Source organism: Phytopseudomonas dryadis, from assembly GCF_004327355.1.
Taxonomy (GTDB): domain Bacteria; phylum Pseudomonadota; class Gammaproteobacteria; order Pseudomonadales; family Pseudomonadaceae; genus Aquipseudomonas; species Aquipseudomonas dryadis.
Window position 1 is genome coordinate 137,558 of sequence record NZ_QJUM01000009.1, and the last position, 22,761, is coordinate 160,318.

Genomic DNA, 22,761 nt, shown 5'->3' on the forward strand with positions numbered 1-22,761 from the left:
AAATATTTCCAGGAAAGTGAATGATGTCCTTGCAACCCGGTCTTTATCGTCATTACAAGGGCCCCGAGTACCGCGTGCTGGGTGTGGCCCGGCACTCCGAGACGGAGCAGCAGGTCGTCGTCTACCAGGCGCTGTATGGCGATTACGGCCTATGGGTACGGCCGCTGGAGATGTTCACCGGCAGCGTCGAGCTGGACGGTGAGACGGTTCCGCGCTTTGCTCTGGTTCAGTCCGAAGAGAGCCTGTTCCAGCAGCCTTGAGGCCTGTCCTTTGTCAGGCTCGCCCTTGACCTCACCTTGACCGCCACTATATATAGCGGTGCCGAAGCAGGTGCCGCTCGGCTTTGACGCGATTCGTCGCCCGCCAACTGCAGCGCAAGGTTTACCGGGAGTGCGTTCTGTCGAGCGTTCGACTCCTTCCACATCCGGCGCTCTGCGCCGCCCAACAGTTTTTCAGGCGCTTTCTCGCCTTTCATTTACCGAATTCAGGAATTTTCCAATCCATGGGTAAATCGCTGGTCATCGTGGAATCCCCGGCCAAGGCCAAGACCATCAACAAGTACCTGGGCAGCCAGTACGTGGTGAAGTCGAGCATCGGCCATATCCGCGACCTTCCCACCAGTGGTGGGGCGGCCGCGAAGGAGCCGGCCAAGCGCGGCAAGGCCGCTGCTGGCGAGGCGCCTGCCTTGTCGCCCAAGGAAAAGGCCAAGCGTCAGCTAGTCGCCCGCATGGGCGTGGATCCGGAGCACGGCTGGAAAGCCAAGTATGAAATCCTGCCGGGCAAGGAAAAGGTGGTCGAGGAACTGCGCCGCCTGGCCAAGGAAGCCGACACCATCTATCTCGCGACCGACTTGGATAGAGAGGGGGAAGCGATCGCCTGGCACCTGCGCGAGTCCATCGGCGGCGATGACAGCCGCTACAAGCGCGTGGTGTTCAACGAGATCACCAAGAAGGCCATCCAGGAGGCGTTTTCCGCCCCGGGCGAGCTGGACATCAACCGGGTCAATGCACAGCAGGCGCGGCGCTTCCTCGACCGCGTGGTGGGCTACATGGTCTCGCCGCTGCTGTGGTCGAAGATCGCCCGCGGCCTGTCCGCCGGTCGCGTGCAGTCGGTTGCGGTGAAGCTGGTGGTCGAGCGCGAGAAGGAAATCCGCGCCTTCGTGCCGGAAGAATACTGGGAAGTGCACGCCGACCTGGGCACCGCCAAGGACGCCACCGTGCGTTTCGAAGTGGCCCGCGAGAACGGCGCCGCGTTCAAGCCGTTGAACGAAGCCCAGGCCATGGTCGCCCTGGCCACGCTCAAGGCGTCCAGCTACAGCGTCGTCAAGCGCGAGGACAAGCCGACCAGCAGCAAGCCGTCGGCGCCGTTCATCACCTCGACCCTACAGCAGGCCGCGAGCAACCGCCTGGGCTTCGGCGTGAAGAAAACCATGATGATGGCCCAGCGTCTGTACGAGGCCGGCTACATCACCTACATGCGTACCGACTCGACCAACCTCTCGGTCGACGCGGTGAGCATGGTGCGCGATTTCATCGAGGGCGAGTTCGGCAAGAAATACCTGCCGGCCAACCCCATCGCCTACAGCAGCAAGGAAGGCGCCCAGGAAGCGCACGAAGCCATTCGTCCGTCCGACGTCAACCTGCGTCCGACCCAGCTGTCCGGCATGGAGCGTGATGCCGAGCGCCTGTACGACCTGATCTGGCGCCAGTTCGTCGCCTGCCAGATGCCACCGGCCGAGTACCTGTCGACTACCGTGACCGTCAAGGCCGCGCAGTTCGAGCTGCGTGCCAAGGGCCGGATCCTCAAGTTCGACGGTTACACCCGCGCCTTGCCCCAGGTGAGCAAACCGGGCGATGACGCTGTGCTGCCGGAGATGAAGGAAGGCGAGCTGCTCAAGCTGATCAAGCTCGATCCCAGCCAGCACTTCACCAAGCCGCCGGCGCGCTATTCCGAAGCCAGCCTGGTCAAGGAAATGGAAAAGCGCGGTATCGGCCGGCCGTCGACCTATGCGGCGATCATTTCCACCATCCAGGATCGTGGTTACGTCGCGCTGCACAACCGCCGTTTCTATTCGGAGAAGATGGGCGACATCGTCACCGAGCGCCTGGGCGAGAGCTTCGCCAACCTGATGGACTACGGCTTCACCGCCGGCATGGAAGAAAACCTCGACGACGTCGCCCAGGGCGAGCGCGAGTGGAAGCACCTGCTCGACGAGTTCTACGGCGACTTCAAGAAGAAGCTCGAGGTGGCCGAGGCCGGTGAGGGCGGCATGCGCGCCAACACGCCGACGCTGACCGACATTCCCTGCCGCGAGTGCGGCCGGCCGATGATGATCCGTACCGCGTCCACCGGCGTGTTCCTCGGCTGCTCGGGCTATGCCCTGCCGCCGAAGGAACGCTGCAAGTCCACCGTCAACCTGGTGCCCGGCGACGAGATCGCCGCCGACGACGAGGGCGAGTCCGAGTCGCGCGTGCTGCTCGGCAAGCACCGGTGCCCTATCTGCGCCACGGCGATGGATGCCTACCTGCTCGACGAAACCCGCAAGCTGCATATCTGCGGCAACAACCCGGACTGCCCGGGCTACGAGATCGAGCAGGGCCAGTTCCGCATCAAGGGCTACGAAGGGCCGAGCCTGGAATGCGACAAGTGCGGCAGCCAGATGCAGCTCAAGACCGGGCGCTTCGGCAAGTTCTTCGGCTGCACCAACAGCGAGTGCAAGAACACCCGCAAGTTGCTGCGCAGCGGCGAGCCGGCGCCACCCAAGATGGACGCGGTGAAGATGCCGGAGCTCAAGTGCGAAAAGGTCAACGATACCTACGTGCTGCGTGATGGCGCCTCCGGTCTGTTCCTGGCCGCCAGCCAGTTTCCGAAGAACCGGGAAACCCGCGCGCCACTGGTCATCGAGCTGATTCCGCACAAGGACGAAATCGATCCGAAGTATCACTTCCTGTTCGATGCGCCGCAGAAGGACCCGGAAGGTCGCGCGGCGGTCATCCGCTATAGTCGCAAGACCAAGGAGCAGTACGTGCAGACCGAAGTGGACGGCAAGCCCACGGGCTGGAAGGCGTTCTACGACGGCGGCAAGTGGAAGGTCGAAGACAAGCGCTGATCGGCAGCGGGCACGCTGCCTGGCGTGCCCGTGGCGACGTGGAGGACGAAGCAATGGCTGGCGAACCCTATACCCGTACCAATCAGAAGATCTTCTATGCCGGGCTGTCGCTGGAGTCCTGGCGCAAGGCCGAGGAGGGGCGGGCGATGAACGCCCAGGCGCTGGTGCAGGCCGAGCGTGAAGCCGCCCTGTTCCATCTGTACGGCGCACTGCTCGGCTTGTGCCATGAGATCGCCGGCTACTACCGGCTGCCGCAGGGCAATGCGCCGCGGGTCGAGCTACTGCTCGATCGTCAGTTGCAGGCTGCTGCGCCGAGCCCGGAACTGGCCGAACTGATCGAACTCGCCGAGCATCCGCATACCTGGCTCGGGCAACTGCTCGGCGCCTATGCCGCGCTGTTCCAGCCGCCCCGGGCGACACGGGAGGCGAAAGTCGATCCGAGCCTGCCGCTGATCGAGGCCGTCAGCCTGGATGGGCAGGAAGAGCCGCCACTGGATCGGCAGACCCTGGAAAGCTGGCGTCAGGAATTGAAGGGCTTGGCGCAGCGTTTCCGGGTCGGTCTGAGCGAGTGGTAGAGGCGATGCTTGTGCAAATCGCGAGTCCGTTCGGCGCCTTGCGGTTTTTCCATGAGCGACCGGGCGTACCGGCTGTTACAATGCCGGCCTTTCGTGGAGAACCAACCTATGCCTACATCCTTCCTTGAAATCGTCGAATTGCCCGATGGGCGTATTGCCCTGCGTCGAGCGGATGATGAGGAAGCGCTGGTAGTGCTGGATTTCTCCGAGGATGCCAAGGCCTTTCTGCAGGGCCAGCACGTCGAGGTGGCCAAGGCGATGCTCAATGTCGGCGTGCAGATGGCCGGGCGAATGGCCGAAGGCGATTTCGTCCAGGAAGACGGCCCGCGCGTTCTGCACTGACGCCTCGCTTTGCGCAATGCCTGGTTCGGCCAGCCGCGGGCAAGGCGCAAAGCCGAAAAAGCGCTGGAGGAGAAAGGCCAGAAGCCGAGAACAGCGCTGGAGGCTGAAAGCTGTACGAAAAAGCTGGGTAGCCCGGGTCGAGCGTAGCGACACCCGGGGAGGCGCCGCCTGGGTATCGCTGCGCTCAACCCAGGCTACGGGCAGAAGCCGATAAAGGCGCTAAAGGCTGAAGGCTGGACGAAAAAGCTTGACGGTGGCGAGGCCGACCACAACCCTCTCCAGCCTCCAGCCTCCAGCCTCCAGCCTCCAGCCTCCAGCCTCCAGCCTCCAGCCTCCAGCCTCCAGCCTCCAGCCTCCAGCCTCCAGCCTCCAGCCTCAGCCCAGGCTGATATTCAGGCTTTGCGCCTGTCCTTGCCGGGCTGCTCGTTCCAGCAACTGCCGGGCAGGCTGTTCGAGTGGGTGCAGCCAACTGACAACGGTATGGCTGCGTCCCAGTTTCAGGGCTTCCTGAGCCAGCTGCAGGGCGCTTTGCGCACCGCGCGGATGCAGCAGCAGGATGCGCTCGCGGTTCAGGCCGGCATCGCGCAGCCAGGCCTGGGTCAGGCTGGAGGGCGGTGCGATCAGGCTGAGCCAGCGCTCGTCGTTGCCTTCGCTGAGTTCCCGCAGCATGGGGGCCAGCAGCGTCAGGCAGTGCCCGGCCGCGCCACGCAGCGAGATTTCGCTGAAAGCTTGCGGCTCGTCGGGAATCAAGGCTTTTTCAGCCAGCGGGGCGGTCGAGGCCAGGAACGCCTCGAACAGCGGCAACTGGGTACGGCTCAGCGACTGCGGGAACTGCATAAAGCCTCCTTTTAGCGGCGAATGACGCCGACACTCAAGCCTTCGATGATCAGATCCTGTTCTTCCAGGTTGACTTCTATCGGGGCGAATTCGGGGTTCTCCGCCAGCAACCAGACGGTATTGCCCTCGCGCTTGAAGCGTTTGACCGTGACCTCGTCATCGATGCGCGCCACCACCACCTGGCCGTTACGCGCCTCGCGCGTGGTGTGCACGGCCAGCAGGTCGCCGTCGAGGATGCCGATGTCCTTCATGCTCATGCCGCGCACACGCAACAGGTAGTCGGCCTTGGGGCGGAAGAAGTCCGGGTTGATGCGGCAGGCTTCTTCTATGTGCTGCTGAGCCAGGATCGGCGCGCCCGCCGCTACGCGGCCAATGACCGGCAGGCCCTCGTCGTCGTTGGCCTCGAAGCCGGGGATGCGAATGCCGCGCGAGGCGCCGGGCGTCATCTCGATCGCACCTTTGCGGGCCAGGGCCTTGAGGTGCTCTTCGGCCGCATTCGGCGATTTGAAACCGAGCGCCTGGGCGATTTCCGCCCGTGTGGGCGGGTAGCCGTTGTCTTCCAGGCACTGCTTGATGAAGGCAAGAATCTCGGCTTGGCGGGGCGTCAGTTTGATCATGTGGGTGGCTCTGTCTTTTTATACAGTGACTGGGATTATATACAGTACGAGCGTCTTGGCAATCCTTGTTCCTGTCCGTCCGCGCATTTCCTTCTTGCTATTTTCAGGGGGCTGCGGATCATTGGCCGTGACGCGTTCGCCAATCGCTGACCGGGCGGCCAGAATACGGCCCGTGCTTCTTGACAGAAGGGCATATTGAAACGTATGTTTCAAACGGGTGTTTGTCGGATGGGTGTCATGGCACAATCGGAAACCGTTGAGCGTATTCTGGATGCGGCAGAGCAGCTGTTCGCGGAAAAGGGCTTCGCCGAGACTTCGTTGCGTCTGATCACCAGCAAGGCTGGGGTCAACCTGGCGGCGGTCAACTATCACTTCGGTTCCAAGAAGGCGCTGATCCAGGCGGTTTTCTCGCGCTTCCTCGGGCCGTTCTGCACCAGCCTCGAGCGCGAGCTGGATCGCCGGCAAGGCAAGCCCGGAACCACCTTCACCCTGGAAGAGCTGCTCGAGTTGCTGGTCGAGCAGGCATTGGCGGTGAAGCCGCGCAGCGGCAACGACCTGTCGATCTTCATGCGCCTGCTGGGGCTGGCCTTCAGCCAGAGCCAGGGCCACCTGCGCAAGTACCTCGAAGAGGTCTATGGCAAGGTCTTTCGCCGCTACATGCTGCTGGTGCACGAGGCCGCACCGCGTATCCCGCCTCTGGAGCTGTTCTGGCGCGTGCATTTCATGCTCGGCGCCGCGGCCTTCAGCATGTCGGGTATCAAGGCGCTGCGGGCCATGGCCGAGAGCGATTTCGGCGTGGATACCACCATCGAGCAGGTCATGCGCCTGATGGTGCCTTTTCTCGCCGCCGGCATGCGTTCGGAAAGCGGGGTGAGCGACGAAGCGCTGGCCACCGCCCAGCTCAGGCCGCGCGCCAAGAGTACGCCTGCCGCCAAGGTTTGATGTGCCTGGCCATTGGGCTATAAGCTAGCGGCCATGCCTGTCCTCGATCTTTTGCATATCTCCCTCGCCGATCAGTGCCTGTACGCTTTCGCCGACGGGCGACTGCTGCTGCGTTTCCCGGTTTCCACGGCCTTGAACGGCGCCGGCGAACGCCGTGGCTCCGGTTGTACGCCGCGCGGTCTGCACCGGGTGCGGGCGAAGATTGGCGCCGGTTTGCCGGAGGCGGCGGTGTTGCGCGGGCGGCGCTGGACCGGGGAGGTGTGGAGCGAGGCGCTGGGCCGTGCCTTTCCCGAGCGCGACTGGATCCTGACACGTATTCTCTGGCTGAGTGGCTGCGAGGTCGGGCGCAATCGCCTGGGCCCCGTCGACACCTTCCGTCGCTACATCTACCTGCACGGTACGCCGGACACCGAGCCGATGGGAGTGGCGCTTTCCCATGGCTGTGTGCGTCTGCGCAACGCCGACCTGTTGCAACTGTTTCCCCTGGTGCCCGTGCAATGCGCGGTGCGGATCGACGAGGCGCCGTGCCCGGCCTGGGCGGCGCTGCCCCTCAATTAAGGATTGTCCGTTGTGAGTGCTCCCCTGTATGGCTCCCTGATGCTGGATATCGCCGGCACCTGGCTGACCGCCGAAGACCGCCACCTGTTGCGCCAGCCCGAAGTGGGCGGCCTGATTCTGTTCGCGCGCAATATCGAGCATCCGCGCCAGGTGCGCGAGCTGTGCGCGTCCATCCGTGCCTTGCGCCCGGATCTGCTGCTGGCCGTGGATCAGGAAGGCGGACGCGTGCAGCGTCTGCGCCAGGGCTTCGTGCGTCTGCCGCCGATGCGGGCGATTGGCCAGTGCGCGGATGCCGAGCGCCTGGCGCGCTACTGCGGCTGGGTGATGGCGATCGAGGTGCTGGCGGCAGGGCTCGACCTGAGTTTCGCGCCGGTGCTGGATCTCGACCACGGGCGCAGCGCCGTGGTCGGGCACCGCGCTTTCGAGGGCGATGCGCAGCGCGCCACGCAACTGGCCGGCGCCTTCATCCGCGGTATGGCCGAGGCGGGCATGGCGGCCACCGGCAAGCATTTCCCAGGGCACGGCTGGGCCGAGGCCGACTCCCACGTAGCCATTCCCACCGACGAGCGCAGCCTGGAGCAGATCCGTCAACACGACCTGCAGCCTTTCGCCGCGCTGAGCCGGGAATTGGCGGCGGTGATGCCGGCCCACGTCATCTATCCGCAGGTGGACGACCAGCCGGCCGGTTTTTCCCGACGCTGGCTGCAGGACATCCTGCGTGGCGAGCTGGGCTTCGCGGGCGTGATCTTCAGCGACGACCTGTCCATGGCCGGCGCCCATGTGGTCGGCGACGCGGCGTGTCGCATCGAGGCGGCGTTGACGGCCGGTTGCGATATGGGCCTGGTGTGCAACGACCGGGCGGCCGCGGAGCTGGCGCTCTCGGCCGTGCAGCGCCTTGGCGTGATCGCGCCCAGGGGCCTGGCCGGCATGCGCCGCCGTGCGTTCCCCGGTATCGACTATCGCCAGGATCCACGCTGGGCGCAGGCGCTGTCGGCCCTGCGTGCCGCGCAGCTGGTCGAGTGATGGTTCTGCTTCGGGCTATGTAGAGTCCCGGGTATCGCTTCGCTCAACGCCGGGCTACAGAGACGACCACACGTAGCCTGGGTTGAGCATAGCGATACCCAGGGCAGGGCGGCTATCTACGGGGTAGCCGCCCTCTGCGGCGTCAATCCTTGACGGTTGCCAGCAGGCGCTCGAACAAGGCTTCCAGGGTATTGAAGCGTTCCTCGGCGCGCTCCATCGCAACGGAGAAGCGGAACAGCGTGGCGCCTTCGAACTTGTAGCGGTTCGGTGCGCCCTGGATCAGCTTGATCAGCGTCAGCGGATCGACCGGCGTTTCCGCGGCGAACTCGATGCGTCCGCCCTGGGGGCCGGCGTCGACCTTCCGGATACCGAGGCGTTCGGCCTGCAGTTTGAGCAGGGTCATACGCACCAGGTGCTTGGTCGGTTCCGGCAGCAGGCCGAAGCGGTCGATCATTTCCACCTGCAGTTCCTTCAGGCCGTCCTCGTCGGCGGCATTGGCGATGCGCTTGTAGAGGATCAGCCGGGCGTGCACGTCCGGCAGGTAATCCTCGGGAATCAGCGCCGGGACCCGCAGGTTGATCTCCGGGCCGCCGCCCAGGGGCTGGTCGAGGTTCGGCTGCTCGCCCTTGCGAATGGACTTGACCGCGCGTTCGAGCATTTCCATGTACAGGGTGAAGCCGACCGCCTGGATCTGCCCGCTCTGGCCATCGCCGAGCAACTCGCCGGCGCCGCGTATTTCCAGGTCGTGGGTGGCCAGGACGAAGCCGGCGCCGAGATCCTGGGCATTGGCGATGGCCTCCAGGCGCTTCTGCGCATCGTCGGTCATCTGCTTGCGCGGCGGCGTCAGCAGGTAGGCGTAGGCCTGGTGGTGGCTGCGCCCGACCCGGCCGCGCAACTGGTGCAACTGGGCCAGGCCGAACTTGTCGGCACGCTCGATGATGATGGTGTTGGCGCTGGGCACGTCGATGCCGGTCTCGATGATGGTCGAGGCGATCAGCACGTTGAAGCGCTTGTGGTAGAAGTCGCCCATCACCTGTTCCAACTCGCGCTCGTGCATCTGCCCGTGGCCGATGCCGATGCGGGCCTCGGGCACCAGCTCGGCCAGCTCCGCGGCGCATTTCTCGATGCTCTTCACGTCGTTGTGCAGGTAGTACACCTGGCCGCCGCGCAGCAGTTCGCGCAGCAGCGCTTCCTTGATGGTCGGCTTGTTCTGCTCCATGACGAAGGTGCGCACCGACAGGCGCCGGGCCGGCGGCGTGGCGATGATCGACAGGTCGCGCATGCCCGATACGGCCATGTTCAGGGTGCGCGGAATCGGCGTGGCGGTCAGGGTGAGGATGTCCACTTCGCTGCGCAGGGCCTTGAGCGCTTCTTTCTGGCGTACGCCGAAACGGTGCTCTTCGTCGATGATCACCAGGCCCAGGTTCTTGATCTTGACGTCGTCCTGCAGCAGCTTGTGGGTGCCGATGACGATGTCGATCTGGCCTTCGGCCAGTTGCTGCACGGCGGCGTTGACTTCCTTGGCGCTCTTGAAGCGGCTCATCACCTCGACCGTCACCGGCCAGTCGGCGAAGCGGTCGCGGAAGCTGTTGTAGTGCTGCTGGGCGAGCAGGGTGGTGGGTACCAGGATGGCCACCTGGCGTCCGCCGTGCACGGCGATGAAGGCCGCGCGCATGGCCACTTCGGTCTTGCCGAAGCCGACGTCGCCGCAGACCAGGCGATCCATCGGCTTGGCGGCGAGCATGTCCTGGCGCACGGCATCGATGGCGCTCTGCTGGTCGGGGGTTTCCTCGAAGGGGAAGCCGGCGCTGAAGGTCTCGTAGTCGGCTTTCGGATCGTTGAAGGCGTAGCCCTCGCGGGCCGCGCGGCGGGCATAGATGTCGAGCAGTTCGGCGGCGACGTCGCGCACCTGTTCGGCGGCCTTGCGCTTGGCCTTCTGCCAGGTTTCCGAGCCCAGTCGGTGCAAGGGCGCCAGGGCGTCGTCGCTGCCGGTGTAGCGGGCGATCAGGTGCAGGCTGGCGACCGGCACGTAGAGCTTGGCCTCCTCGGCGTACATCAGGGCGAGGAATTCGGCGGCCTGGCCGTCGAACTCCATGGTCACCAGGCCGAGGTAGCGGCCGACGCCGTGGTCGATGTGCACCACCGGCGCGCCTTCGCGCAGCTCGGTGAGGTTCTTGATCACGTTGTCGCCGGCGTCGCGGGTCTTTTCCCGGCGCCGACGCTGCATCACCCGCTGGCCGAACAGCGGGCTTTCCGCGACCAGCGCCAGGTCGTCGAGCAGCAGGCCGTCGTCGAGCGGGGCGATGGTGATGCCCAGGCGCTCCTGGCCGGCGCAGAACTGCGGCCAGCCCTCGACTTCCCTGGGCTTGAGCTTGAGCCGGGCGAGCAGTTCCAGCAGCACTTCACGACGCCCGGCAGACTCCGCGCAGAACAGCACCCGCCCGGGGTATTCCTCAATGAAGCGGCGCAGCGCGGCCAGTGGCTCGCTGGCCTTGGCCTCGATGGCCAGATCGGGCAGGCGGCGGGCCTCGAAGCGGCTGCGGCCGACGCCGGGTTCGATGTCGTCCTGGCTGACCACCACCCGTGGCCAGTCCTTGAGGCGGGCGAAGCAGTCTTCCACCGGCAGGAAGATATCGCTTGGCGGCAGCAGCGGGCGTTCGGGGTCTACCCGGCGCTCTTCATAGCGGTTGCGCGCATCGCTCCAGAACTGCTCGGCGGCCTTTTCCACGCCGGGCAGGGAGAACACCTGGGTGTCCTCGGGCAGGTAGTCGAACAGCGTCGCGGTGTCTTCGAAGAACAGCGGCAGGTAGTACTCGATACCGGCCGGGGTGATGCCGGTGGAGAGGTCCTGGTAGATCGGGCAGCGACGGAAGTCGACGTCGAAGCGCTCGCGGAAGCGTCCGCGAAAGTCGGTGACGGCCTTCTTTTCAAGGGGGAATTCGCGGGCCGGCAGCAGCTTGATCGAGTCGACCTTGTCGATCGAACGCTGGGTCTCCGGGTCGAAGGTGCGCAGGGTTTCGATCTCGTCATCGAACAGGTCGATACGGAACGGCTGCTTGCTGCCCATGGGGAACAGGTCGATCAGGGCGCCGCGGACGGCGAATTCGCCATGCTCGTAAACGGTGTCGACGCAGCGATAGCCGGACGCCTCCAGGCGTGTGCGCATGTCGTTGACGTCGATGCGCTGGCCGACGTCCAGGACCAGGCTGCTGCCGAGCAGGAAGCGGGTCGGCGCCAGGCGGTGTAGGGCGGTGGTGATCGGCACTACCAGAATGCCGTGCCTGAGTTCCGGCAGGCGGTACAGCGCCGAAATGCGTTGGGAGATGATGTCCTGGTGCGGCGAGAACAGGTCGTAGGGCAGGGTTTCCCAGTCAGGGAAATGCAGCACCGGCAGTTCGGGAGCGAAGAAGCTCAGCTCCTGCTCCAGGCGCTCGGCGCTCTGGCTGTCGGCGGTGAGCAGCAGGGTGAAGCGCTTGGCGGCGCTGGCGGCTTCGGCGACGGCCAGGCTCAGCGCGGCTCCGGGCAGGTTGCCCCAGTGTTGTTTACCGGCGGTGGCCGGCAGAGACGGCAGACGCAGTACAGGCACGGATGGCTCGCGATTGGTAACGACTTGGTCGTCGATTGTAACTATCCGCGCTGTCTGCTGTCAGTGTTTCGTCCGCTGCAGATTGCCGACCATTGCCTGCGTCGTCATAATGTAGCCCCTTTTTTCAGCTCCTACATGTGGAAGGTATTGCCGTGACTCAGAAGCCCGACCAGTGTCTTGGTGAATGGATTGATCGTGAAGCGCTCGCCGAGGCGATGATTCCGCTGATCGGTCAGCTCTACCGCAATAACAATGTGGTGACCTCGATCTACGGCCGCAGCCTGATCAACCGTTCGGTTATCGAGATCCTCAAGGCTCACCGTTTCGCGCGTCATCGTCAGGCCGACGAAAACGGTCTGGCCGTGCACGATTCCTTCGCCGTCCTCAAGGCCATGAGCGAGCTCAAGCTGGGTGCCGCGTCCATCGACCTGGGCAAGATGGTCGGCAAGTTCAAGGCCGACGGCCAGGGCCGCAGCATCGAGCAGTTCGTGCGTGACGAACTGGCCGAGGTTTCCGGCCAGCAGAACAGCTCGCCGCGCAAGGGCACCGATGTCGTGCTCTACGGTTTCGGCCGTATCGGTCGCCTGCTGGCGCGCATCCTGATCGAGAAGACCGGTGGCGGCGACGGCCTGCGTCTGCGTGCCATCGTCGTGCGCAAGGGCGCGGAGAACGACCTGGTCAAGCGCGCCAGCCTGCTGCGCCGCGACTCGGTGCACGGCAAGTTCGATGGCACCATCACCATCGATGAGGCGAACAACACCCTCACCGCCAACGGCAACCTGATCCAGGTGATCTACTCCAACGATCCGGCCTCCGTCGACTACACCCAGTACGGCATCCAGGATGCGCTGCTGGTCGACAACACCGGCAAATGGCGCGACGCCGAAGGCCTCGGCCAGCACCTCAAGTGCCCGGGCGTCGACCGCGTGGTGCTGACCGCGCCGGGCAAGGGTGCGCTGAAGAACATCGTGCACGGCATCAACCATGGCGAGATCGGCGCCGAGGACAAGATCGTCTCCGCCGCTTCCTGCACCACCAACGCCATCGTCCCGGTGCTCAAGGCGGTCAACGACCAGTACGGCATCCTCAACGGTCACGTGGAAACCGTGCACTCCTACACCAACGACCAGAACCTGATCGACAACTTCCACAAGGGCGATCGCCGTGGCCGCAGCGCGCCGCTGAACATGGTGATCACCGAGACCGGCGCCGCCACTGCCGCGGCCAAGGCGCTGCCAGTGCTCAAGGGCAAGCTGACCGGCAACGCCATTCGCGTGCCGACGCCGAACGTGTCCATGGCCATCCTCAACCTCAACCTGGAAAAGGCCACCAGCCGCGAAGAGATCAACGAGTACCTGCGCCAGATGGCCATGCACTCGGATCTGCAGAAGCAGATCGACTTCGTCCAGTCCCAGGAAGTGGTGTCCACCGACTTCGTCGGTTCCCGTCACGCTGGCGTGGTGGATGCCGAGGCGACCATCGTCAACGACAACCGCGTGGTGCTCTACGTGTGGTACGACAACGAGTTCGGCTACAGCTGCCAGGTGGTTCGCGTGATGGAAGAGATGGCCGGGGTCAACCCGCCTGCCTTCCCGCGCTGATCGCGGGACAATGAGCAACGGGAGCCTGGCTGCCAGTCAGTCGGGCTCTTGGGCTCGACAGCAGAATCCGATGCCTGGGTTGGGCATCGGATTTTTTTTGGCCTGCCATCCCTGATGGCCACCCTGCGGGCCATGACCAGGGCGGCCTTGTCAGTCGCGAGGGAACAGGCTCGTTCGCCGGCCGGACCGGCGTGCTGCTCATCAGCGGCTGGGTGGATTGACTTGAGCGGGCGGCGCTAGATCGGCAGGCGCGACTGTTTCGCGCTGGACGCGAATTCTGCTCTGTGCAACGATGTTCTGAAAAATTCTGCTCCCTTGCGGGTGTGCAGCGTTTTGCGCGTGAAGGGTAGGGCTGCCTTGCCTCGGGCGCGAGAAAAGGACGAACGGTCATGATCGGGCGTCGTTGGATGCCGGCGGCGTACAGAGCCTGTCTTGCGCCGTTACTGCTCCGCGTCACCTCTTGCTCTGTTGCGTCCTGTAACGGAAAAGCTAAAAAAAGCAAGCGCTTGGGTGGCGTCCAGTTGTCGCACAACTTTATAATCACGACGATTTCTTACCTGCGTTCGACATCGACACCATGCCAATAAGCTTTTATCGGCGTGCGTCTAGCTATTTGGCTTTCACCTGTCGGGCGTATTCTAAAAAAAGCTTATAAAATCAGTGGTTAGGCAACCTATGATCAAAATAAAACATGGGCTCGATTTGCCCATAACAGGCGCGCCGGCTCAGCAGATCGAAGCATCGAGGCCGGTGCGCAGCGTTGCTGTCATCGGTTTCGATTATCACGGCATGAAACCTTCCATGGCCGTACAGGTGGGGGACCGGGTCAAGCTGGGCCAGATTCTGTTCTCTGACAAGAAATCCGAGGGGATTCACTACACGGCGCCCGGCGCCGGTGTGGTCAGCGCGATCCACCGGGGCGAGAAGCGCGTGTTGCAATCGGTGGTCATCGATCTGGATGGCGACGAGCAGCTGACCTTCGCCCACTATGCCGACACCCAGCTGGACAGCCTGGACGACGCGCTCGTACGCGAGAACCTGCTGCAGTCGGGTTTGTGGACGGCCCTGCGCACGCGGCCCTTCAGCAAGGTGCCGGCCGTCGACGCGGTGCCCAGTTCCATCTTCGTCACGGCCATGGACACCCAGCCGCTGGCCGTCGACCCGAGCGTGGTCATCGCCGAACACGCCGCCGATTTCGAGCGCGGCCTCAAGGTACTCGGCAATCTGGCCCGGGTCTTCCTGTGCAAGGCCGAAGGCGCGAGCCTGCCCGGCGAGCAACTGCCCAGCGTGCGCAGCGAGTCCTTCGCCGGGCCGCATCCTGCCGGGCTGCCTGGCACCCATATCCATTTTCTCGATCCGGTCAGCGCCCGCAAGAGCGTGTGGACGATCAACTACCAGGACGTCATCGCTGTCGGCAAGCTGTTCGCCACGGGCGAGCTGTGGGTCGAGCGCGTGGTGTCGCTGGCCGGCCCGGTGGTCGAGCGTCCGCGTCTGCTGCGTACCCGGCTGGGCGCCAGCCTGACCGAGCTGACCGCCGGGGAGCTGCTGCCGGGCGAGAACCGGGTGATTTCCGGTTCGGTGCTGGGCGGGCGCACGTCCCGGGGCGCCTGCGCCTACCTCGGCCGCTATCACGTGCAGGTGTCCTGCCTGGCCGAAGGCAGCGACCGCGAGATGCTGCACTACCTGCGTGCCGGGGTTAACAAGCACTCGGTGATGAATATCTTCGTTTCCAAGCTGATGGCCGCCAAGCGCTTCGCCTTCTCCACCACCACCAACGGTAGCCCGCGGGCGATGGTGCCGGTCGGCAACTATGAAGAGGTGATGCCGCTGGATATCCTGGCAACGCAGTTGCTGCGATCGCTGATCGTCGGTGACACGGAGATGGCCCAGCAACTGGGATGCCTGGAACTCGACGAAGAGGATCTGGCCCTGTGCACCTATGTCTGTGCGGGTAAATACGAATACGGCCCTATCCTGCGGGAAAGTCTGGCCCTCATCGAGAAGGAGGGTTAAGCGTGGGCATTCGCCAATTCCTCGACAAGATCGAGCACAATTTCGAAAAAGGCGGCAAGTACGAGAAGTGGTACGCCCTCTACGAGGCCGTGGACACCTTCTTCTACCGTCCCGCCAGCGTGACCAAGACCACCGCTCACGTGCGTGACGGCATCGACCTCAAGCGCATGATGATCACCGTCTGGGCCTGTACCTTCCCGGCGATGCTGTTCGGCATGTGGAACACCGGTTACCAGGCCAACCTGATCTACGCGCAGAGCCCGGAACTGCTGGCTGCTCAAGAGGGCTGGCGCTTCGCGCTGATCGGCGCGCTGGGCGGTTTCGACCCGAACAGCCTGTGGGACAACTTCATCCAGGGGGCGGCGTACTTCCTGCCCGTGTACCTCACGGCGTTCATCGTCGGTGGCTTCTGGGAAGTGCTGTTCGCCTCGATCCGTCGTCATGAGGTGAACGAAGGTTTCTTCGTCACCTCGGTGCTGTTCGCCCTGATCCTGCCGCCGAGCATCCCGCTGTGGCAGGTGGCGCTGGGCATCAGCTTCGGTGTGGTGATCGGCAAGGAGATCTTCGGCGGCACCGGCAAGAACTTCCTCAACCCGGCGCTGGTCGGCCGTGCCTTCCTGTTCTTCGCCTATCCGGCGCAGATTTCCGGTGAGGAAGTCTGGACGTCGGTCGACGGCTTCGTCGGCGCTACCGCGCTGAACAGCGCTGCAGCCGGCGGTGTGCAAGCGGTGATCGACAATGGCGTGACCTGGACGCAGGCCTTCATCGGCCTGATGCCGGGCTCCATCGGCGAGACCAGCACCCTGGCCATCCTGCTCGGCGGCGCCGTGCTGCTGCTGAGCAAGATCGCCTCCTGGCGCATCGTCACCGGGGTGATGCTCGGCATGATCGCCACCGCCACCCTGTTCAACGCCCTCGGCTCCGACAGCAACCCGCTGTTCGCCATGCCCTGGTACTGGCATCTGGTCACCGGGGGCTTCGCCTTCGGCATGATCTTCATGGCCACCGACCCGGTGTCGGCGTCCATGACCAATACCGGCAAGTGGATCTTCGGCATCCTCATCGGCCTGCTGGTAACCATCATCCGTGTGGTCAACCCGGCATTCCCCGAGGGCATGATGCTGGCGATCCTGTTCGGCAACCTGTGTGCGCCCTTGATCGACCACTACGTGGTGCGGGCCAACATCAAGCGGAGGCTGGCGCGTAATGTCTAAGATCAAAGAAACTCCGGCACGCACCCTGGTCGTGACCCTGGTGATGTGCCTGGTGTGCTCGATCGCGGTGTCGGCGGCGGCGCTGATCCTGCGTCCGACCCAGCAGGAGAATGCGCTGGTCGACCGTCAGCGTTCGGTGCTGGTGATCGCCGAGCTGTGGCAGCCCGGCATGTCCAGCGACGATATCCGCGAGGTTTTCTCGGCCAAGGTCACTCCGCGTCTGGTCGATCTGCGCACCGGCGAATACAGCGATGCGCACGATCCGCACACCTATGACCAGGACAAGGCTTCGAAGGACTCGGCCCAGTCCAGCGCCATCGGTGAGGGGCGTGACATCGCCTCCATCCGTCGCCTGGAGCACTACGCGGTGGTCTACCAGATCGAGCACGAAGGTCAGATGGACCGGCTGATCCTGCCGGTTCGCGGTTATGGCCTGTGGTCGACCATGTATGGCTTCGTGGCCTTGCAGAGCGACCTGGAAACCGTCGCCGGCCTGGGCTTCTACCAGCACGGCGAAACCCCGGGCCTGGGCGGCGAGATCGACAATCCCAACTGGCAGGCCAGGTGGATCGGCAAGAAGGTCTACGAGAACGGCGAGCCCACCCTGCGGGTGATCAAGGGCAGCGTCAATCCGGAGAACCCGCAGGCCGATTACCAGGTCGACGCCATCGCCGGCGCGACACTGACTGGCAACGGCGTCACTCATATGATTCAGTTCTGGCTTGGCGAGGACGGCTTCGGCCCGTTCCTCAAGAAGCTGGCCGCAGGGGAGGCTTGATCCATGTCCAAAGTAACGTTCAAGGAACTGCTGCTCGATCCGATCCTCAACAAGAACCCGATCGGCCTGCAGATCCTCGGCATCTGCTCGGCGCTGGCGGTCACTTCCAGCCTGAGCACGGCGCTGGTGCTGTCCATCGCCCTGACGCTGACCACGGGGTTTTCCAACTTCTTCATTTCCCTGGTGCGGCATCAGATCCCGGGGTCGATCCGCATGATTGCCCAGGTGGTGATCATCGCCTCGCTGGTGATCGTCATCGACCAGTTCCTCAAGGCCTATGCCTACAGCCTGAGTCAGCGGCTGTCGGTATTCGTCGGCCTGATCATCACCAACTGCATCGTCATGGGCCGGGCCGAAGCCTTCGCCATGTCCAACCCGCCGGTCGCCTCCTTCATGGATGGCATCGGCAATGGGCTGGGCTACAGCGCCATGCTGGTCGCCCTGGGTGTGGTGCGTGAACTGTTCGGCGCCGGCTCGCTGCTCGGTTACCAGATCCTGCATACCGTCAACAACGGCGGCTGGTACCAGCCCAATGGCCTGCTGCTGCTGCCGCCTTCGGCATTCTTCCTGATCGGCCTGTTCATCTGGGCCTTGCGCAGCTACAAGACCGAGCAGGTGGAGAAGGTCGAGTACCGCATGGCGCCGCAGGTCAAGAACGAGGAGGCCTACTAATGGAGCATTACATCAGCCTGTTCGTCCGCGCGGTGTTCATCGAGAACATGGCGCTGGCGTTCTTCCTCGGCATGTGTACCTTCCTGGCCATCTCCAAGAAGGTCGAGACCTCGCTGATGCTGGGTCTGACGGTGATCGTGGTGATGGTCATCACCGTGCCGCTGAACAACCTGCTGTACGTCTACCTGCTCAAGGAGGGCGCACTGGCCTGGGCCGGCATGCCGGATACCGACCTGAGCTTCCTCGGCCTGATCTGCTACATCGGTCTGATCGCCGCGGTGGTGCAGATCATGGAGATGATCCTCGACAAGTACCTGCCCGCGCTCTACAACGCGCTGGGTATCTTCCTGCCGCTGATCACCGTGCACTGCGCCATCTTCGGCGGCACCCTGTTCATGGTCGAGCGTGACTACAACTTCACCGAGAGCGTGGTCTACGGTGCCGGCGCCGGGGTTTCCTGGGCACTGGCCATCGTGCTCCTGGCGGCCATCCGCGAGAAGCTCAAGTACAGCGATCCGCCCGCCGGTCTGCGCGGTCTGGGTCTGACGTTCATCACGGTCGGCCTGATGTCGCTGGGCTTCATGTCGTTCTCCGGCGTACAGCTGTAAGGGGTTGCCAATGGCTTTTGAAATTGTTGTTGCAGTGACCATGTTCACTGGGGTGATCATCGCCCTGGTGGCGGTCATCCTGATGGCGCGCGCGCGCCTGGTTTCCGCCGGCGACGTGAACATCGAGATCAACGGCGAGCGCACCATCACCGTACCGGCTGGCGGCAAGCTGTTGCAGACCCTGGCCGAGAACGAGATCTTCCTCTCGTCCGCCTGCGGTGGCGGCGGCACCTGTGCCCAGTGCAAGTGCATCGTCGAGAGCGGCGGCGGCGAGATGCTGTCCACCGAGGAAACCCACTTCAACCGCCGCGAGGCCCGCGAGGGCTGGCGCCTGTCCTGCCAGACCCCGGTCAAGCAGGACATGAAGATCGAAGTGCCGGAAGAAGTCTTCGGCGTGAAGAAGTGGGAGTGCACGGTGCAGTCCAATCCCAACGTCGCCACCTTCATCAAGGAGCTCACCCTCAAGCTGCCGGAAGGCGAGAACGTCGACTTCCGCGCCGGCGGCTACGTGCAGCTGGAGTGCCCGCCGCACACCGTGCACTACAAGGACTTCGACATCCAGGAGGAGTACCGCGGCGACTGGGACAAGTTCAACCAGTGGAAGTACGTGTCCAAGGTCGACGAGACGGTGATCCGGGCCTATTCCATGGCCAACTATCCCGAGGAAGTCGGCCTGGTGAAGTTCAACATCCGTATCGCCTCGCCGCCACCGGGCAAGGATCATCTGCCGCCGGGCAAGATGTCGTCCTGGGTGTTCAGCCTCAAGCCGGGCGACAAGGTCACGGTATACGGGCCGTTCGGCGAGTTCTTCGCCAAGGATACCGACGCCGAGATGGTCTTCATCGGCGGTGGCGCGGGCATGGCGCCGATGCGTTCGCACATCTTCGACCAGCTCAAGCGCCTGAAGTCCAAGCGCAAGATCAGCTTCTGGTACGGCGCGCGTTCCATGCGCGAGGCCTTCTATGTCGAGGAGTACGATCAGCTGCAGGCGGAGAATCCGAACTTCGAATGGCACCTGGCGTTGTCCGACCCGCAGCCGGAAGACAACTGGACGGGGCTCAAGGGCTTCATCCACAACGTGCTGTACGAGAACTACCTCAAGGACCACCCGGCCCCGGAGGACTGCGAGTTCTACATGTGCGGTCCGCCCATGATGAATGCCGCGGTGATCAAGATGCTCACCGACCTGGGTGTGGAGCAGGAGAACATCCTTCTCGACGACTTCGGCGGATGATCCACGGAGCCCCATTGCTGCAGCCCGCCCTTGTCGCCGTTCTGGCGGCGGCACTGGCGGGCTGCGGCTTTTCCGAAAGCGTCGAGGAATTCGGCGGCCCGGCCCAGGGCAGCACCTATTCGGTCAAGTACGTCAAGACAGGGTCCGTGCCGGACAAGGCGGCGCTCAAGGCCGAGACCGAGGCGATCCTCGCCGAGATCGACCAGCAGATGTCCACCTACCGTGACGACTCGCTGATCGAGCGGTTCAACCGCGCGCCAGCGGGCACCTGCATGCCCATGCCGCAAGGCGTGTTGAAACTGGTGCGGACCGGCGATGAGCTGCACCGCGACAGCGGCGGGGCTTTCGACCTGACCCTGGAGCCCTTGCTCGATCTGTGGGGCTTCGGCCCGCGCGGTAACGGCGAGCGCCAGGTGCCGGATGCCGAGGCCTTGAAAGAGGTGCGCGGGCGCATCGGTCAGGAGCATCTGCATGTCGATGGCGATCGCCTGTGCAAGGATCTCGATCTGCAGGTCGACTTCAACAGCATCGCTGCCGGCTATACGGTTGATCGAATCATCGAGCGTCTTGTCCAACTGGGAGTGCGCAGTTATCTGGTGGAGGCCACCGGCGAACTCAAGGCGGTAGGGCGCAAGCCCGATGGCCAGCCCTGGCGCATCGCCCTCGAGGCGCCCCGCGATGATCAGCGGGCCATTGCCCGCGTCATCGAGCTGGATGGTTACGGCATTTCCACCTCGGGTGACTACCGCAATTATTTCGAGGAGCAGGGCGTACGTTACTCCCATACCCTCGATCCGCAGACCGCCGCGCCGATTCAGCACACCCTGGCGGCGGTCACCGTGGCCGCGCCATCGACGCTGATGGCCGACGGCCTGTCCACCGTGCTGCTGGTGCTCGGCCCCGAGAAGGGCTATGAGTACGCAGAGCGTGAAGGCATAGCGGCGTTCTTCGTGACCCGTGAGGGTGACGGTTTCGTCACACGCAGTACCGCCACTTTCGAGCAGCTGTTCGCTGCGGGAGGCAAACAATGACATTCGTAATGGTTTTCCTGATCATGCTGACGGTCGTCGGCCTGATGGCCGTGGGCGTGATGATGGGCCGCAAGCCGATCGCCGGTTCCTGTGGCGGCATCGCCAGTCTGGGCATCGAGAAGGAGTGTTCGATCTGCGGCGGTGACCGTGAGGTCTGTGAAGAGGTGACGCGAGAGGCCGAAGGCAAGGGCGCCCCTGGCGTACAGACCTTCGACGCGAGCAAGCGCTGATCGCCATTTGCGGTCTGGCCCGGTAGGCTATGCGCTGTTGCGAAATGTTGCGTATCAGGCCGCCCGTTCGGCCTGGTTCTGCCGAGAACGTTCGATAAGCGTTCCGGTGTGATCTGAGGAGTGAACATGGCGGTCTACAACTACGATGTAGTGGTGTTGGGTTCCGGTCCTGCGGGGGAGGGGGCGGCGATGAACGCGGCCAAGGCCGGGCGCAAGGTGGCGGTGGTGGATGATCGCCGCGAAGTCGGCGGTAACTGCACCCACCTGGGTACCATCCCGTCCAAGGCGCTGCGCCACTCGGTGCGGCAGATCATGCAGTTCAACACCAACCCCATGTTCCGCCAGATCGGCGAGCCGCGCTGGTTCTCCTTTCCCGACGTGCTGAAAAGCGCCGAGCGGGTGATCGCCAAGCAGGTGACCTCGCGCACCAGCTACTACGCGCGCAACCGCATCGACGTGTTCTTCGGCACCGGCAGTTTCGCCGACGAGCAGACCGTCGAAGTGGTCTGCCCCAACGGCGTGGTGGAAACCCTGTCGGCCAAGCAGGTGGTCATCGCCACCGGGTCGCGGCCGTACCGTCCGGCGGATATCGATTTCAACCACCCACGGGTCTACGACAGCGACACCATCCTCACCCTCAGCCATACGCCACGCCGGCTGATCATCTACGGCGCCGGGGTGATCGGTAGCGAGTACGCATCGATCTTCAGCGGCCTGGGCGTGCTGGTCGACCTGATCGACAACCGTGACCAGTTGCTCAGCTTCCTGGACTCGGAAATCTCCGATGCCCTGAGCTACCACCTGCGTACCAACAACGTGCTGATCCGTCACAACGAAGACTACGAGCGCATCGAGGGGCTGGACAACGGGGTGATCCTGCACCTCAAGTCCGGCAAGAAGATCAAGGCCGATGCCTTGCTCTGGTGCAACGGCCGCACCGGCAATACCGACAAGCTCGGCCTGGAGAACATCGGCATCAAGGTCAACAGCCGTGGTCAGGTGACGGTCGACGAGAACTACCGTACCGAGGTGGCCAATATCTATGCCGCCGGCGACGTGATCGGCTGGCCGAGCCTGGCCAGCGCCGCTTACGACCAGGGCCGTTCGGCCTCGGGCAAGATCGTCGACAACGACACCTGGCGCTTCGTCGATGACGTGCCGACCGGCATCTACACCATTCCGGAGATCAGCTCGATCGGCCAGAACGAAAGCGAGCTGACCAAGGCGAAGATTCCCTACGAAGTGGGCAAGGCCTTCTTCAAGAGCATGGCGCGGGCGCAGATTTCCCACGAGCCGGTGGGCATGCTGAAGATCCTGTTCCACCGCGAGACCCTGGAAGTGCTGGGCGTGCACTGCTTCGGCTACCAGGCCTCGGAGATCGTGCACATCGGCCAGGCGATCATGAACCAGAAGGGCGAGGCGAACAGCATCAAGTACTTCGTCAACACCACCTTCAACTACCCGACCATGGCCGAAGCCTATCGGGTCGCGGCGTTCGATGGGCTCAACCGACTTTTTTGAGCGACTCCGGCCGGTGGCCTGAGCCGGTCGGGGGAGACCCTTTCGGCGACTCCCGGGAATGGCGCTGGCCAAACCGGGAGAGCCTCTAGACAGGCCCAAAGCAGCTGCAAGCCTCGAGCGGCAAGTAGAGGCAAGCGCAAAGCCGATCCCTGGCGGATCGGCTTTTTTATGGCCTGCCATCCCTGGCAACCCCCTTCGGGCCGTCGCAAGCGACGTTAAAAATGGCTCCCGGCCATTTTTTATGGGCGGCATCTGCACCCTACAGAGTAT

General features: G+C 63.9%; 20 protein-coding genes. 17 read left to right on the forward strand and 3 right to left on the reverse strand.

Annotation, left to right across the window (positions count from 1 at the left end; all coding sequences use genetic code 11):
- The first annotated feature begins 23 nt into the window (after positions 1–23).
- From DNK34_RS09880 to DNK34_RS09895, 4 genes are all read left to right on the forward strand, one after another.
- The gene (locus DNK34_RS09880; protein WP_131173747.1) at positions 24–260 is read left to right on the forward strand and encodes a DUF1653 domain-containing protein; all 237 of its coding nucleotides are present in this window, start codon (positions 24–26) and stop codon (positions 258–260) included.
- 242 nt (positions 261–502) lie between these two features.
- The gene (topA, locus tag DNK34_RS09885; protein WP_131173746.1) at positions 503–3,109 is read left to right on the forward strand and encodes a type I DNA topoisomerase; all 2,607 of its coding nucleotides are present in this window, start codon (positions 503–505) and stop codon (positions 3,107–3,109) included.
- A gap of 53 nt (positions 3,110–3,162) precedes the next feature.
- A complete protein-coding gene (locus DNK34_RS09890; RefSeq protein WP_131173745.1) occupies positions 3,163–3,684 on the forward strand; it encodes a DUF6586 family protein in 522 nt (173 codons plus the stop codon).
- A gap of 108 nt (positions 3,685–3,792) precedes the next feature.
- Entirely contained in the window at positions 3,793–4,026 is a 234-nt protein-coding gene (locus DNK34_RS09895) for a hypothetical protein (protein WP_131173744.1), read from the forward strand.
- 375 nt (positions 4,027–4,401) lie between these two features.
- Here DNK34_RS09895 and sulA read toward each other — a convergent pair whose 3' ends face one another.
- The gene (gene sulA / locus DNK34_RS09900) at positions 4,402–4,863 is read right to left on the reverse strand and encodes an SOS-induced cell division inhibitor SulA (RefSeq protein WP_131173743.1); all 462 of its coding nucleotides are present in this window, start codon (positions 4,861–4,863) and stop codon (positions 4,402–4,404) included.
- Positions 4,864–4,874: 11 nt separating this feature from the next.
- Positions 4,875–5,480, reverse strand: coding sequence for a transcriptional repressor LexA (gene lexA / locus DNK34_RS09905; protein WP_131173742.1), 606 nt, complete (start codon positions 5,478–5,480; stop codon positions 4,875–4,877).
- A gap of 237 nt (positions 5,481–5,717) precedes the next feature.
- Between lexA and DNK34_RS09915 the strand changes: the two genes are divergently transcribed.
- From DNK34_RS09915 to nagZ, 3 genes are read left to right on the forward strand one after another with little or no spacing between them, the layout of a single operon-like run.
- Entirely contained in the window at positions 5,718–6,422 is a 705-nt protein-coding gene (locus tag DNK34_RS09915; protein ID WP_131173740.1) for a TetR/AcrR family transcriptional regulator, read from the forward strand.
- 33 nt (positions 6,423–6,455) lie between these two features.
- On the forward strand, positions 6,456–6,980 hold the full coding sequence (locus DNK34_RS09920; protein ID WP_131173739.1) for a L,D-transpeptidase: 525 nt from the start codon (positions 6,456–6,458) through the stop codon (positions 6,978–6,980).
- Positions 6,981–6,992: 12 nt separating this feature from the next.
- On the forward strand, positions 6,993–8,003 hold the full coding sequence (gene nagZ, locus DNK34_RS09925) for a beta-N-acetylhexosaminidase (protein ID WP_131173738.1): 1,011 nt from the start codon (positions 6,993–6,995) through the stop codon (positions 8,001–8,003).
- 142 nt (positions 8,004–8,145) lie between these two features.
- Here the strand turns inward: nagZ and mfd are convergent, their stop codons facing one another.
- Positions 8,146–11,589, reverse strand: coding sequence for a transcription-repair coupling factor (gene mfd, locus DNK34_RS09930; protein WP_131173737.1), 3,444 nt, complete (start codon positions 11,587–11,589; stop codon positions 8,146–8,148).
- A gap of 152 nt (positions 11,590–11,741) precedes the next feature.
- Here mfd and DNK34_RS09935 point away from each other — a divergent pair, with 152 nt between their 5' ends.
- From DNK34_RS09935 to sthA, 10 genes are all read left to right on the forward strand, one after another.
- A complete protein-coding gene (locus DNK34_RS09935) occupies positions 11,742–13,190 on the forward strand; it encodes a glyceraldehyde-3-phosphate dehydrogenase (RefSeq protein WP_131173736.1) in 1,449 nt (482 codons plus the stop codon).
- A gap of 675 nt (positions 13,191–13,865) precedes the next feature.
- Complete coding sequence (locus tag DNK34_RS09940; RefSeq protein ID WP_131173735.1) at positions 13,866–15,203, forward strand: Na(+)-translocating NADH-quinone reductase subunit A; 1,338 nt, start codon at positions 13,866–13,868, stop codon at positions 15,201–15,203.
- A 2-nt stretch (positions 15,204–15,205) separates the two neighbouring features.
- The gene (locus DNK34_RS09945) at positions 15,206–16,417 is read left to right on the forward strand and encodes an NADH:ubiquinone reductase (Na(+)-transporting) subunit B (RefSeq protein ID WP_131173734.1); all 1,212 of its coding nucleotides are present in this window, start codon (positions 15,206–15,208) and stop codon (positions 16,415–16,417) included.
- Positions 16,410–17,195 (forward strand): Na(+)-translocating NADH-quinone reductase subunit C, encoded by a 786-nt coding sequence (locus tag DNK34_RS09950; RefSeq protein ID WP_131173733.1) that lies wholly within the window; start codon positions 16,410–16,412, stop codon positions 17,193–17,195. The genes DNK34_RS09945 and DNK34_RS09950 overlap by 8 nt, the downstream gene beginning before the upstream one ends.
- A 3-nt stretch (positions 17,196–17,198) precedes the next feature.
- Positions 17,199–17,867, forward strand: a complete 669-nt coding sequence (locus tag DNK34_RS09955) for an NADH:ubiquinone reductase (Na(+)-transporting) subunit D (RefSeq protein WP_131173732.1) — start codon at positions 17,199–17,201, stop codon at positions 17,865–17,867.
- Positions 17,867–18,475, forward strand: coding sequence for an NADH:ubiquinone reductase (Na(+)-transporting) subunit E (nqrE, locus tag DNK34_RS09960; RefSeq protein ID WP_131173731.1), 609 nt, complete (start codon positions 17,867–17,869; stop codon positions 18,473–18,475). The genes DNK34_RS09955 and nqrE overlap by 1 nt, the downstream gene beginning before the upstream one ends.
- Before the next feature lie 10 nt (positions 18,476–18,485).
- Positions 18,486–19,709 carry an NADH:ubiquinone reductase (Na(+)-transporting) subunit F gene (gene nqrF, locus DNK34_RS09965; RefSeq protein WP_131173730.1) on the forward strand — a complete coding sequence of 408 codons (1,224 nt, stop codon included), beginning with the start codon at positions 18,486–18,488 and terminating at the stop codon, positions 19,707–19,709.
- Positions 19,706–20,740, forward strand: coding sequence for an FAD:protein FMN transferase (locus DNK34_RS09970; RefSeq protein ID WP_131173729.1), 1,035 nt, complete (start codon positions 19,706–19,708; stop codon positions 20,738–20,740). The genes nqrF and DNK34_RS09970 overlap by 4 nt, the downstream gene beginning before the upstream one ends.
- Positions 20,737–20,970, forward strand: a complete 234-nt coding sequence (nqrM, locus tag DNK34_RS09975; RefSeq protein ID WP_131173728.1) for a (Na+)-NQR maturation NqrM — start codon at positions 20,737–20,739, stop codon at positions 20,968–20,970. Before DNK34_RS09970 ends, nqrM begins: the two co-directional genes overlap by 4 nt.
- 126 nt (positions 20,971–21,096) lie before the next feature.
- Positions 21,097–22,491, forward strand: a complete 1,395-nt coding sequence (gene sthA / locus DNK34_RS09980; RefSeq protein WP_131173727.1) for a Si-specific NAD(P)(+) transhydrogenase — start codon at positions 21,097–21,099, stop codon at positions 22,489–22,491.
- The last annotated feature ends 270 nt before the right edge of the window (positions 22,492–22,761 follow it).

Bases quoted from the DNA above. Each gene is read 5' to 3' on its own strand.
- DNK34_RS09880 (WP_131173747.1), top strand. From the start codon at position 24: ATGTCCTTGCAACCCGGTCTTTATCGTCATTACAAGGGCCCCGAGTAC.
- topA (WP_131173746.1), top strand. From the start codon at position 503: ATGGGTAAATCGCTGGTCATCGTGGAATCCCCGGCCAAGGCCAAGACC.
- DNK34_RS09890 (WP_131173745.1), top strand. From the start codon at position 3,163: ATGGCTGGCGAACCCTATACCCGTACCAATCAGAAGATCTTCTATGCC.
- DNK34_RS09895 (WP_131173744.1), top strand. From the start codon at position 3,793: ATGCCTACATCCTTCCTTGAAATCGTCGAATTGCCCGATGGGCGTATT.
- sulA (WP_131173743.1), bottom strand. From the start codon at position 4,863: ATGCAGTTCCCGCAGTCGCTGAGCCGTACCCAGTTGCCGCTGTTCGAG.
- lexA (WP_131173742.1), bottom strand. From the start codon at position 5,480: ATGATCAAACTGACGCCCCGCCAAGCCGAGATTCTTGCCTTCATCAAG.
- DNK34_RS09915 (WP_131173740.1), top strand. From the start codon at position 5,718: ATGGCACAATCGGAAACCGTTGAGCGTATTCTGGATGCGGCAGAGCAG.
- DNK34_RS09920 (WP_131173739.1), top strand. From the start codon at position 6,456: ATGCCTGTCCTCGATCTTTTGCATATCTCCCTCGCCGATCAGTGCCTG.
- DNK34_RS09940 (WP_131173735.1), top strand. From the start codon at position 13,866: ATGATCAAAATAAAACATGGGCTCGATTTGCCCATAACAGGCGCGCCG.
- DNK34_RS09950 (WP_131173733.1), top strand. From the start codon at position 16,410: ATGTCTAAGATCAAAGAAACTCCGGCACGCACCCTGGTCGTGACCCTG.
- DNK34_RS09955 (WP_131173732.1), top strand. From the start codon at position 17,199: ATGTCCAAAGTAACGTTCAAGGAACTGCTGCTCGATCCGATCCTCAAC.
- nqrE (WP_131173731.1), top strand. From the start codon at position 17,867: ATGGAGCATTACATCAGCCTGTTCGTCCGCGCGGTGTTCATCGAGAAC.
- nqrF (WP_131173730.1), top strand. From the start codon at position 18,486: ATGGCTTTTGAAATTGTTGTTGCAGTGACCATGTTCACTGGGGTGATC.
- DNK34_RS09970 (WP_131173729.1), top strand. From the start codon at position 19,706: ATGATCCACGGAGCCCCATTGCTGCAGCCCGCCCTTGTCGCCGTTCTG.
- nqrM (WP_131173728.1), top strand. From the start codon at position 20,737: ATGACATTCGTAATGGTTTTCCTGATCATGCTGACGGTCGTCGGCCTG.
- sthA (WP_131173727.1), top strand. From the start codon at position 21,097: ATGGCGGTCTACAACTACGATGTAGTGGTGTTGGGTTCCGGTCCTGCG.